Raw genomic sequence first — 11,875 nt, forward strand, 5'->3', positions numbered from 1 at the left:
CGAACTCGCTTCCGACCCGCTCCCCCTCCCGGCGGATCAGCCCCGGTGCGCCACCCGGAAGCGGATGCCCGCCGCGCGGAGCCGGTCGATCAGCGCGTCGCCCATCGCGACCGCCGTCGTCACCTGGCCCGCCGTCTTCGGCAACGGGTCGAAGGCCAGGCAGAGCGCCGACTCGGCGAGCATCCTGGCCGTCTCGTCGTACCCCGGGTCGCCGCCCGACACCTCGGTGAACACCCGCCGTCCGCCGCCCTCGCCGACGAACCGCACCGAGAACCAACTGCGGGCGCGCCGCTCGGCGGACGGCCCCTGTCCCGGCCGGTAACGCTCCATCAGCCAGCGGCGCACCGGCGGGAGTTGGGCCGCCATCACGCCCGCGCCGACGGCCGCCGTGCCGCCCAGAGCCATCGGGAGCGTCTTCACGGAGGCGTAGTGGCGGTAGCGGAAGTCCGGGCCGTACCGGTCGAGGGCGGCGGCCGAGCGGGCCACGACCTGCGGGTCGAGCGTCGGCAGCGGCAGGGCCCAGGTGCCCGTCTCCCGGCTGAACCGGGGGCCGCCCAGCGGCGCGCGGGCCCGGCGCCCCACCAGCCTCGGCGCGTACAGGCGCCGTTCGCGGGCCGCTTCCAGGACCTGCCGGCCCCGGCCGAGCGCGGTCAGTGCCGAGGCGAAGGTACCGCCGGAGAAGGTGGCCCCGACCCGGACGAAGCCGTCGACGCGGAGCGGTACGCCCTCCGGGAGCTGCCGGACGGTGAAGTACGCGCCCAGGTCGTGCGGGACGGAGTCGAAGCCGCACGCGTGCACGATCCGGGCCCCGGTCTCCCGGGCGCGCGCGTCGTGGCGTACGTACATCAGGTCCACGAACTCGGCCTCGCCGGTGAGGTCGACGTAGTCCGTACCGGCCTCGGCGCAGGCGGCGACCAGGCCCTCCCCGTACCAGACGTAGGGGCCGACGGTCGTCGCCACCACCCGCGCGGACTCGGCGAGCGCGCGCAGCGAGCCCTGGTCGTCGGCGTCCGCGACGATCAGGGGCAGCTCCGCGCAGTGCGGCCACCGGGCGGCGAGCCGCTCGCGCAGGGCCGCAAGCCCGGCGCGGTTGCGCCCCGCGAGCGCCCAGCGGCACTCCGCCGGGGCGTGCTCGGCCAGGTACTCGGCGGTGAGTCCGCCCACGAAGCCGGTCGCCCCGAAGAGCACGACGTCGTACGGCCGCGCACCGCCGTCCGAGCGCGCACTGTCCTCAGACCGCGCACCGCCGTCCGAGCGGGCGCTGTCCTCCGAGCTGGCACCGTCCTCCGAGCGCGCACCGCCGTCCGAGCCGGCACCGTCCTCCGAGCGCGCGCCGTCTCCCGGCCGTGTCCCGTCCCGCGCGTCCCCGCGCCCCGAGCCCGCCCCTGTCTCCATCCAGCCCCTCATTTCGGCCGTACCGCGCCGCCGCGCGCGGTTGTCGTCGGCGGAGAATAGCGGAACTCCGCGCCGTGGCGATTTCCAAGCGCTTGCTCGGCCGGGGGGCTTGTGCCGAGTGGAACACGTTCCTAGCATCTCCGGTGTTACATCATTGGTGTCACACACTCCTGGGGGCTCGATGAGCACGACGCACACCGCCCGGAACGGTCCCCTCTCCGGGGTGCGCGTGGTCGAACTGGCCGGCATCGGCCCCGGCCCCTTCGCCGCCATGCTCCTGGCCGACCTCGGCGCCGACGTCGTCCGCGTCGACCGCCCCGGCGGCGCCGGCCTCGGCATCGACCCGGCCCGGGACCTCACCAACCGCAACAAGCGCTCCGTCCTCGTCGACCTCAAGGCCGAGGACGGCCCCGCCACCGTGCTCGACCTCGTCGCACGCGCCGACATCCTGATCGAGGGCTACCGCCCCGGTGTCGCCGAACGCCTCGGCGTCGGCCCCGGGCCCTGCCTCGCCCGCAACCCCCGGCTCGTCTACGGCCGGATGACCGGCTGGGGCCAGGACGGACCGCTCGCCACGACCGCCGGGCACGACATCGGGTACATCGCGATCACCGGCGCCCTCGGCATGATCGGCCCCGACCCGGACGGCCCGCCCACCGTCCCCGCCAACCTCGTCGGCGACTACGCGGGCGGCTCCCTCTACCTCGTCATCGGCGTCCTCGCCGCCCTCCAGCACGCGCGGGCGCACGGCGAGGGCCAGGTCGTCGACGCCGCCATCGTCGACGGCACCGCGCACCTCACCACCATGATCCACGGCATGCTCGCGGCCGGCGGCTGGCAGGACCGCAGGGGAGTCAACCTCCTCGACGGCGGCTGCCCCTTCTACGGCGTGTACGAGACCTCCGACGGCGGACACATGGCGGTCGGGGCCCTGGAAGGACGGTTCTACGCGGAGTTCGCCCGACTCCTCGGCATCGAGGAGGCCGCCGCCCTGCGCGGCGACCTCGCCCGCTGGCCCGAACTGCGCGCGGCCGTCGCCGACCGCTTCCGGAGCCGTACCCGCGAGGAGTGGACCAGCGTCTTCGACGGCACCGACGCCTGCGTCGCTCCCGTCCTCTCCCTGCGCGAGGCCCCGAGCCATCCCCACCTGGCCGCCCGGGGCACCTTCACCGAACACGCCGGCCTCACCCAGCCCGCCCCCGCACCCCGCTTCTCCGTCACCCCCGGCACCCTCCGCTCGGGCCCCGCCCTGCCCGGTGCCGACACCGCCGCCGTCGCCCGCGACTGGGCCGTCCCCGCCTTGCACCCCGAGGAGACCGAAGCATGAAGCGCCAGCTCTACACCGCCGACCACGAGGCCTTCCGCGCGACCGTCCGCACCTTCCTGGCCAAGGAGGTGCTGCCCCACTACGAGCAGTGGGAGCTGGACGGCATCGTCGCCCGCGAGGCCTGGCGGGCCGCCGGACGGCAGGGGCTGCTCGGGATCGCGGTCGACGAGGAGTACGGCGGCGGGGGCAACCCCGACTTCCGCTACGGAGCCGTCCTCGCCGAGGAGTTCACCCGGGCCGGCGCCCCCGGGCTCGCCATCGGTCTGCACAACGACATCATCGGCCCGTACCTCACCTCGCTCGCCACCGAGGAGCAGAAGCGGCGCTGGCTGCCCGGCTTCTGCTCCGGCGAGATCGTCACCGCCATCGCCATGACCGAGCCGGGCGCGGGCTCCGACCTCCAGGGCATCCGCACGACCGCCGAGGACCACGGCGACCACTGGATCCTCAACGGCTCCAAGACGTTCATCTCCAACGGCATCCTCGCCGACCTCGTGATCGTCGTCGCCCGGACCACCCCGGAGGGCGGCGCGCACGGCCTCTCCCTCCTCGTCGTCGAGCGCGGAGCGGACGGCTTCGAACGCGGCCGGAACCTCGACAAGATCGGCCAGAAGTCCCAGGACACCGCCGAGCTCTTCTTCCACGACGTCCGCGTCCCCAAGGAGAACCTGCTCGGCGAGCTCGACGGCGCCTTCCTGCACCTGATGACCAACCTCGCCCAGGAGCGCCTGGCCATCGCCGTCGCCGGCATCGCCGGGGCCGAACACCTCCTGGAGATCACCACCCGGTACGTCAAGGAGCGCGAGGCCTTCGGCCGCCCGCTCGCCAAGCTCCAGCACATCCGCTTCGAGATCGCCGAGATGGCCACCGAGTGCGCCGTCACCCGGACCTTCGTCGACCGCTGCATCGAGGAGCACGCGAGCGGCGCACTGGACGCCGTCCACGCCTCCATGGCCAAGTGGTGGGCGACCGAACTCCAGAAGCGGGTCGCCGACCGCTGCCTGCAACTCCACGGCGGATACGGCTACATGAGCGAATTCCCGGTCGCCCGCGCCTACACCGACGGGCGGATCCAGACCATCTACGGCGGCACCACCGAGATCATGAAGGAGATCATCGGCCGCTCCATCCTCGGCTGACCTCCCGCCGCCGTCTTCTCCCACCCTCATCGCGAAAGGCTTTACGTGAGCACCGAAGCGTACGTGTACGACGCGATCCGCACCCCGCGCGGACGCGGCAAGGCCAACGGCTCCCTGCACGGCACCAAGCCGATCGACCTGGTCGTCGGCCTCATCCGGGAGATCCAGGCCCGGCACCCCGGACTCGACCCGGCCGCCATCGACGACATCGTCCTCGGCGTCGTCGGCCCGGTCGGCGACCAGGGCTCCGACATCGCCCGGATCGCCGCCATCGCCGCCGGACTCCCCGACACCGTCGCCGGCGTCCAGGAGAACCGCTTCTGTGCCTCCGGCCTCGAAGCGGTCAACATGGCCGCGATGAAGGTCCGCTCCGGCTGGGAGGACCTCGTCCTCGCCGGCGGCGTCGAGTCCATGTCGCGGGTGCCGATGGCCTCCGACGGCGGCGCCTGGTTCGCCGACCCGATGACCAACCTGGAGACCAACTTCGTCCCGCAGGGCATCGGCGCCGACCTCATCGCCACCCTTGAGGGCTTCACCCGCCGCGACGTCGACGAGTACGCCGAGCTGTCCCAGGAGCGGGCCGCCGAGGCGTGGAAGGCCGGCCGCTTCGCCCGCTCCGTCGTGCCCGTCCTGGACCGCGCGGGACTCGTCGTCCTCGACCACGACGAGCACATGCGCCCCGGCACCACCGCCGATTCGCTGGCCCGCCTCAAGCCCTCCTTCGCCGACATCGGCGAGCTCGGCGGCTTCGACGCCGTGGCCCTGCAGAAGTACCACTGGGTCGAGGAGATCGACCACGTCCACCACGCGGGCAACTCCTCCGGCATCGTCGACGGCGCCTCCCTCGTCGCCATCGGCTCGAAGGAGGTCGGCGAGCGGTACGGACTGACCCCGCGCGCCCGGATCGTCGCGGCCGCCGTCTCCGGCTCCGAGCCGACCATCATGCTCACCGGCCCCGCCCCGGCCACCCGCAAGGCTCTCGCCAAGGCCGGCCTCACCATCGACGACATCGACCTCATCGAGATCAACGAGGCCTTCGCGGCCGTCGTCCTCCGCTTCGTCAAGGACATGGGCATCTCCCTGGACAAGGTCAACGTCAACGGCGGCGCCATCGCGCTCGGCCACCCGCTCGGCGCCACCGGCGCGATGATCCTCGGCACCCTCGTCGACGAGCTGGAGCGCCAGGACAAGCGCTACGGCCTGGCCACCCTCTGCGTGGGCGGCGGCATGGGCATCGCCACCATCGTCGAGCGCGTCTGACCGTCCCGTCCGCACCCCTCTTACGGAGAAGCAGAGACATGAGCGAGAGCACCACCATCCGCTGGGAGCAGGACGCGACCGGGATCGTCACCCTCGTCCTCGACGACCCGAACCAGTCCGCCAACACCATGAACCAGGCCTTCCGGGCCTCGATCATCGCGATCGCCGACCGCGTGGAGGCCGAGAAGGACTCCATCCGGGGCATCATCTACACCTCCGCGAAGAAGACCTTCTTCGCCGGCGGCGACCTCAAGGACATGGTCAAGGCGGGCCCCGAGCACGCCCGGGACATCTTCGACTCCGCCATCGGGATCAAGAACGCGCTGCGCCGCATCGAGACCCTCGGCAAGCCCGTCGTCGCCGCGATCAACGGCGCGGCCCTCGGCGGCGGCTACGAGATCGCGCTCGCCTCCCACCACCGCGTCGCCCTCGACGCCCCCGGCTCCAAGATCGGCCTGCCCGAGGTCACCCTCGGCCTGCTGCCGGGCGGCGGCGGCGTCGCCCGCACCGTACGCCTCATGGGCATCACCGACGCCCTGCTCAAGGTGCTGCTCCAGGGCACCCAGTACGCCCCGAAGCGCGCCCTCGACAACGGCCTCGTCCACGAGGTGGCCGCCACCCCCGAGGAGATGATGGCCAAGGCCATCGCCTTCATCGACGCGCACCCCGAGTCCCACCAGCCCTGGGACGTCCCCGGCCACCGGATCCCCGGCGGCACCCCGTCGAACCCGAAGTTCGCCGCCAACCTCCCGGCCTTCCCGGCCAACCTGCGCAAGCAGCTGAACGGCGCGCCCTACCCGGCGCCCCGCGCCATCATGGCCGCCGCCGTCGAGGGCTCCCAGGTCGACTTCGAGACCGCGCTCACCATCGAGAGCCGGTACTTCACCGAGCTGGTCGTCGGGCAGACCGCGAAGAACATGATCCAGGCGTTCTTCTTCGACCTCCAGGCCGTCAACTCCGGCGCCAGCCGCCCCAAGGGCATCGCGCCCCGCCCGGTCCGCAAGGTCGCCGTCCTCGGCGCGGGCATGATGGGCGCCGGCATCGCCTACTCCTGCGCCCGCGCCGGCATCGAGGTCGTCCTCAAGGACGTCTCCGCCGAGTCCGCGGCCAAGGGCAAGGCCTACAGCGAGAAGCTCTGCGCCAAGGCCGTGTCCCGGGGCCGTACGACGCAGGAGAAGGCCGACGCGCTGCTCGCCCGCATCACCGCGACCTCCGACGTCCAGGCCCTGGCCGGCTGCGACGCGGTCATCGAGGCGGTCTTCGAGGACACGTCCCTCAAGCACAAGGTCTTCCAGGAGATCCAGGGCGTCGTCGCGCCCGACGCGCTGCTCTGCTCCAACACCTCGACGCTGCCGATCTCCGTCCTCGCCGAGGGCGTCGAGCGGCAGGCCGACTTCATCGGCCTGCACTTCTTCTCGCCCGTCGACAAGATGCCGCTCGTCGAGATCATCAAGGGGGAGCGGACCGGCGACGAGGCCCTCGCCCGCGCCTTCGACCTCGTCCGGCAGATCAACAAGACGCCGATCGTCGTCAACGACTCCCGCGGCTTCTTCACCTCCCGGGTCATCGGCCACTTCATCAACGAAGGCGTCGCGATGGTCGGCGAGGGCATCGAGCCCGCCTCGATCGAGCAGGCCGCGGCGCAGGCCGGCTACCCCGCGAAGGTCCTCTCCCTCATGGACGAGCTGACCCTGACCCTGCCCCGCAAGATCCGCAACGAGACCCGGCGGGCGATCGAGGAGGCCGGCGGCGTCTGGGCCACCCACCCGGGCGAGGCCGTGATCGACCGCATGGTCGACGAGTTCGGCCGCCCCGGACGCAGCGGCGGCGCGGGCTTCTACACGTACGCGGAGGACGGCAAGCGCGGCCCGCTCTGGCCCGGCCTGCGCGAGCACTTCACGAAGCCCGGATACGAGATCCCCTTCCGCGACATGCAGGAGCGGATGCTGTTCTCCGAGGCGCTGGACACCGTCCGGCTCCTGGAGGAGGGCGTCCTGACCTCGGTCGCCGACGCCAACATCGGCTCCATCATGGGCATCGGCTTCCCGGCCTGGACCGGCGGCGTGCTCCAGTACGTCAACGGCTACGAGGGTGGTGTCGCCGGCTTCGCGGCCCGCGCGCGCGAGCTGGCGGCGACCTACGGCGAGCGCTTCGAGCCCCCGGCCCTCCTGGTCGAGAAGGCCGAGCGCGGCGAGGTCTTCACCGACTCCTGAACGCGGCGCGCAGCTCCTCGCGGAGCGAGCGCTGGAAGGCCGTGACCAGGGCCTGGACCACCATCGGCTGCATATGGGCCGAGAGCGACCGCATGGCGCTCAGGTGGTCCGGGTCCTCGGCGCTCTCCCGGTACGGGTTCCACACCTCGTCCCGGAAGAGCCGGGAGAGCTCCTGGGCGGCGGCGCGCGCGTGCTCCACGAGGACCGTCCGGGAGGCGAGGATCGTCTCGTGCTCGATCGGCACCTCGAGCAGCTCGACCCCGAGCCGCAGCAGCGTCCCGTCGAGCCGGAAGGCCTCGCTCCCCGGGATCCGGTCCAGCACCCCCATCGCGGCGAGCCGCTCGACGTCCTGCCCGGTCAGGGGCCGCCCGGCACGCCGCTCCAGCTCCCGCAGGGTGATCTCCTCGGCGGACTCGGGCGCCCAGGAGGCCACGAGGGCCCGGTGGATGGCCAGGTCCTGCTCGCTGAGGTCGGCCGGCAACTGCTCCAGGTACCGCTCGATCGCGGCCAGCGTCATGCCCTGCCGCTGGAGCTCCTCGATGAGCGCGAGCCGCGCCAGATGCCCCGGCCCGTAATGCCCGACCCGCCGCGCCCCGATCACGGGCGGCGGCAACAGCCCCCGCGTCCCGTAGAACCGCACGGTCCGCACCGTGACCCCGGCCCGCGCGGCCAGCTCGTCGACCGTATAGCTCGGCTCGTGCTCCTCGTCGCTCACTTGAACAGTATTGCTGTCTCACCAGCTGTGTAAAAGACTCCGGCCACTGTCAGTGGCTGCCCGTAGCGTGATCGACATGAACGGGATCACGTACGTCGAAGGCGACGCGACCGCCCCGGGCGGCGAAGGCGCCAGGATCGTTGCCCACGTCTGCAATGACGCCGGGGCCTGGGGGAGGGGCTTCGTCCTCGCGCTGACGCGCCGCTGGCCCGAGCCGGAGAAGGCCTTCCGGCAGTGGTACCGCGAGCGTGCGGGGAACGACTTCGGACTCGGCGCCGCCCAGTTCGTGCGGGTCGAACCCGAGGTGTGGGTGGCCAACCTCGTCGGCCAGCACGGCATACGGACGGTCCGGAACCAGGCCGTGCCCGTGCGGTACGAGGCGATCGACGCCGCGCTCGGGCTGCTCGGCGACAAGGCGGCCGAGCTGGGCGCCTCCGTCCACATGCCGCGGATCGGCTGCGGGCTCGCCGGAGGCACCTGGGACGAGGTGGAGCCCCTGGTCATGAGCCGGCTCGTGGACCGGGGGATTCCGGTCACCGTGTACGACTTCGGCGCGTAACGGGCGTGGGGGCGGGGTATCGCGGGCGGTGTCGGAGGTGGGGGCTAGAGTCGGCGGCTGTTCGCATCGGGGGAATGGCAACAGGGGAGAGCGATGTACGTGCAACTCAGGGAGACGGCCGACGAGTTGGCCGGAATCCTGTGGCGGGAGCACACCGTTTACAGGGAGCGGGGCGGCGGGGTGGTCATCCGGGGCGAGCACGTGCGCCGGTGGATCAGCCTCGCGCCGACCGGGGGCAAGGACCGGGCGCTGCTGCGCGCCGGGCGGCTTCTCGACGGGGGGACCACGGCGCCGGCCCGGAGCGAGGTGGTGGTCGACCTGACGGTCGGGACGGCGGAGCTGGCGGCGGTCTGCCGGCGTCTGCTCGCCGATGTCGCGGCCGGTGCGGACACGGCCGAGGGGCCGTCCCGCGCGGGACGGCCGAAGGAGAAGGCGGGGAAGCGCGAGAAGCCGGGGCGGGCGGCTCGTGCCGCCGGCCCCGGCCGCCGCCCCCGCAAGGAGCGGCATACGAGCGCGGGCTCGTGGTTCGTGCTGCTGTGTGTCGCCGGCGTGCTCGGTGCCTGGCTCTACAGCCTCTTCGGCGGGTACGGGTACTGAGCCCCGTACTCGCAGCCGGGTCCGGTCAGAAGCCGGTGACCGGGTAGTGGTCGGAAAGGTTGCTGTAGGTGTACGTCGTGCCCCAGCTGGAGACCGACCACGGAGCGCTCTTCTCCGGGACCACGTGGTTGGTCCAGCCGGCGGGGCGGGCGTTCCCGGCCCGGTAGAGGACGTAGTCGAGGTCCTCGCGCGGGTCGTCCGGGTAGCGCTCGGAGGCGATCGAGTTCAGCTCGGTGTCGAAGGAGTACGGGTGGCCGGTGCGGGCGTCGGCCCCCACCAGGCCCGCGTCGGCGAGCATCGTGCCGTACTCGGACGTGCGCGAGTCGACGTTCATGTCGCCGGCGACGATCACCTGCTCGTTCGCCGGGATGTTCTTGGCGTCGAGGAAGGCGTCCATCGCCTTGAACTGGCGGCTGCGCATCTGCGCCGCCTCGCCCGCCGAGCAGCCCGGGTCGGTGGACTGGGCGTGGGTGCCGACGACGTGGACCCGGCTCCCGTTCACGTCCAGGACGGTGTAGACGAAGCCCTTGTTCGAGAACCAGTCGGCCCCGCAGGCGTCCTTGTAGACGTACTGCTCCTTGCGGACGATCGGCCACTTGCTGAGGATCGTCACCCCGCCGTCCTCGGGCGTGGTCGCGGAGTAGGCCCCGCCGGTGGCGTCCCAGCCGCTCTTGCCGCGCCCCATGACCGGGGTCTGGTGCGGGTACTGCGCGGCGGCGTTCGCCTTGAGCGCGTCGGAGGAGGAGTTGTCGAAGGCCTCCTGGAGCACGACGACGTCCTGCCCCTGGAAGAAGGAGGCGGCGGGGATCGCGCCGGCCCGGTGGTCCTGGCCCCAGTTCGGGTAGAGCGTCTTGGAGAAGAGGAAGGTGTTGTACGTGAGCACCTTCAGGCGCGGGGCCTCGGCGGTCGCGGCGGAGGCGGCGCCGGCGGCCGGGGCGGTGGCCGCCAGGGTGGCGGCGGCGAGCGCGAGCGACAGAGCGGCGCCGGGGGCGCGGCGGAGCGCGGCGAAGGACACGGGAACTCCCATGGTGACGTGGGGGGTTGGCCTGGCGCCGCACATACAATCAGCCGTGGTTACCTTCCGGTAGCCTTTGGATGCCGGGAATCTTGCCGAACTCGCACAACCGCGCCAACTCTCCTCCCAGTGTCTGAATTGTCCTTATTTGGACCAGGTAGAATGCGCGCATGACCCTCGCGAGTAACCCCACAGTCTTCAAGATGGACCTCGGTCCCCTCAACCCCGTCTGGGTGGAGCTCATCCTCGGCGTGGTGTTGTTTGCGCTCACCTTCCTCATCCTGGCGAAGGGGATCCTCCCGAAGATCCGCCGCACCCTCGACGAGCGTGAGGACGCCATCGACGGCGGCACCGAGCGCGCCGACGACCTGCGCTCCGAGGCCACGCAGATCCGCGAGCAGTACGAGGCGGAGCTCGCCGAGGCCCGCCACGAGGCCGCGCGCATCCGCTCCCAGGCCACCGAGGAGGGCTCGGCCGCCATCGCCGCCGCCCGCGCCGAGGGCAACGCCGAGCGCGAGGCCATCATCGCCGCCGGTGCCGCGAAGATCGCCGCCGAGCGCGCCGCCGCCGAGCGCGAGCTCACCGCGGACGTCGACGCCTGGGCCCACGCCCTCGCCGCCCGCATCGTCGGCGAGCCGGTCGGCGCCGACCGCTCCTGAACCCACGCTTTCGACGAAGGGGCCGTCCCCGGGCTGCAGTAAGCCCGAGGACGGCCCCTTCGCCATGAGCGCGGCATCGGACGTCTACTGGATGTGTACGTGAGGAGAGCCACCGCATGAGCCGCCCGCAGGAGGAGTCCACCGCCCCCGCACCCCCGCCCGTCGGCGGGGTGCTGTGGAGCGTCGCCGGTGACGTCCGGGCGCTCCTGATGCTGCCCGCCGCCCTCGCCATGCAGGTCGCCCACCCCGCGATCGGCGCCGGCGTCGACGAGCACTCCGTCTTCCGCACCGACCCCTGGGGCCGCGGCGAGCGCTCCCTGCGCTCGGTCCAGCTCTGGGTGTACGGGGGCGAGGAGGCCGCCGAGGAGGGCCGCCGCCTCCGACGGCTGCACCGCGACATCCAGGGCACCGACGCCCACGGCCGCACGTACCACGCCCTCACCCCGGCCTACTACTCGTGGGTGCACGCGACCGGCTTCCCCGTCTACCGGTACGGTCTCGGCCTTCTCGCCCGCCCCCTCACCGACGCCCAGGAACGGCAGCTGTACGCCGAGTGGCTCATGGTCGGCCGCGTCCTCGGCATCCACGACCGGGACATGCCGCAGACGGTCGAGGAGTTCTGGCCGCACTACCGGAAGGTGCTCGCCGAGGAGCTGGAGGCCACCACCGTCGTCCGGGAGCTGCTCGACCCCGACCTGCCGGTACCGGCCCCGGACCGGGGCCCGAGGCCCCTCCGGTTCGCGCTCCGGCTGCTCTGGCCGGTCCTCCGCCGCCCGTTCCTGCGGCTGCGGGCCTTCCTCACCATGGGCCTCATGCCCCCGGACGCCCGCGAGGCCATCGGCCTGGAGTGGACGGACGCGCAGGAGCGCGCGCTGCGCCGGTTCGCCGGGGTCGTCCGCGTCCTGGTCCCCGTCCTGCCCGAGCGGCTGCGCTACCTGCCCCTGGCCCGGAAGGCGCGCGAGGCCGCCCGCCGCGCGAAGCGCTGACGGACGGCCC

General features: G+C 72.6%; 11 protein-coding genes. 8 read left to right on the forward strand and 3 right to left on the reverse strand.

The genetic code is table 11. The features are described from left to right. Positions 1-36: 36 nt before the first annotated feature. Positions 37-1,395 carry a saccharopine dehydrogenase family protein gene (locus ACFC0G_RS28325; protein ID WP_376408150.1) on the reverse strand — a complete coding sequence of 453 codons (1,359 nt, stop codon included), beginning with the start codon at positions 1,393-1,395 and terminating at the stop codon, positions 37-39. 181 nt (positions 1,396-1,576) lie between these two features. On the opposite strand from ACFC0G_RS28325, the gene ACFC0G_RS28330 reads away from it, so the two are divergent. Genes ACFC0G_RS28330 through ACFC0G_RS28345 form a run of 4 tightly spaced genes read left to right on the forward strand, consistent with a single transcriptional unit; the run spans position 1,577 to position 7,334 of the window. Beyond that, complete coding sequence (locus tag ACFC0G_RS28330) at positions 1,577-2,722, forward strand: CaiB/BaiF CoA transferase family protein (protein ID WP_376408153.1); 1,146 nt, start codon at positions 1,577-1,579, stop codon at positions 2,720-2,722. Continuing rightward, a complete protein-coding gene (locus ACFC0G_RS28335; RefSeq protein WP_376408156.1) occupies positions 2,719-3,861 on the forward strand; it encodes an acyl-CoA dehydrogenase family protein in 1,143 nt (380 codons plus the stop codon). The genes ACFC0G_RS28330 and ACFC0G_RS28335 overlap by 4 nt, the downstream gene beginning before the upstream one ends. 45 nt (positions 3,862-3,906) lie before the next feature. Beyond that, positions 3,907-5,121, forward strand: a complete 1,215-nt coding sequence (locus ACFC0G_RS28340; protein WP_376408159.1) for an acetyl-CoA C-acetyltransferase — start codon at positions 3,907-3,909, stop codon at positions 5,119-5,121. 38 nt (positions 5,122-5,159) lie between these two features. Further along, the gene (locus ACFC0G_RS28345) at positions 5,160-7,334 is read left to right on the forward strand and encodes a 3-hydroxyacyl-CoA dehydrogenase NAD-binding domain-containing protein (protein WP_376408162.1); all 2,175 of its coding nucleotides are present in this window, start codon (positions 5,160-5,162) and stop codon (positions 7,332-7,334) included. Here the strand turns inward: ACFC0G_RS28345 and ACFC0G_RS28350 are convergent. Beyond that, on the reverse strand, positions 7,321-8,049 hold the full coding sequence (locus ACFC0G_RS28350; RefSeq protein WP_376408165.1) for a MerR family transcriptional regulator: 729 nt from the start codon (positions 8,047-8,049) through the stop codon (positions 7,321-7,323). The two genes, ACFC0G_RS28345 and ACFC0G_RS28350, sit on opposite strands and share 14 nt — an antisense overlap. 76 nt (positions 8,050-8,125) lie before the next feature. Here ACFC0G_RS28350 and ACFC0G_RS28355 point away from each other — a divergent pair, with 76 nt between their 5' ends. Both ACFC0G_RS28355 and ACFC0G_RS28360 read left to right on the forward strand, forming a co-directional pair. Next, positions 8,126-8,608: a macro domain-containing protein gene (locus ACFC0G_RS28355; RefSeq protein WP_376408168.1), complete on the forward strand. Its 483-nt coding sequence runs from the start codon at positions 8,126-8,128 to the stop codon at positions 8,606-8,608. A 93-nt stretch (positions 8,609-8,701) separates the two neighbouring features. Continuing rightward, positions 8,702-9,205 carry a hypothetical protein gene (locus ACFC0G_RS28360; protein WP_376408171.1) on the forward strand — a complete coding sequence of 168 codons (504 nt, stop codon included), beginning with the start codon at positions 8,702-8,704 and terminating at the stop codon, positions 9,203-9,205. Positions 9,206-9,230: 25 nt separating this feature from the next. Here ACFC0G_RS28360 and sph read toward each other — a convergent pair whose 3' ends face one another. Then, positions 9,231-10,232, reverse strand: coding sequence for a sphingomyelin phosphodiesterase (sph, locus tag ACFC0G_RS28365; RefSeq protein WP_376408174.1), 1,002 nt, complete (start codon positions 10,230-10,232; stop codon positions 9,231-9,233). Between the two features lie 158 nt (positions 10,233-10,390). Here sph and ACFC0G_RS28370 point away from each other — a divergent pair, with 158 nt between their 5' ends. Further along, a complete protein-coding gene (locus ACFC0G_RS28370; RefSeq protein WP_376408177.1) occupies positions 10,391-10,879 on the forward strand; it encodes an ATP synthase F0 subunit B in 489 nt (162 codons plus the stop codon). A 116-nt stretch (positions 10,880-10,995) separates the two neighbouring features. Then, positions 10,996-11,865, forward strand: a complete 870-nt coding sequence (locus tag ACFC0G_RS28375; protein ID WP_376408179.1) for an oxygenase MpaB family protein — start codon at positions 10,996-10,998, stop codon at positions 11,863-11,865. Positions 11,866-11,875 lie beyond the last annotated feature (10 nt).

This window comes from Streptomyces sp. NPDC056169, assembly GCF_042268445.1.
GTDB lineage: Bacteria > Actinomycetota > Actinomycetes > Streptomycetales > Streptomycetaceae > Streptomyces.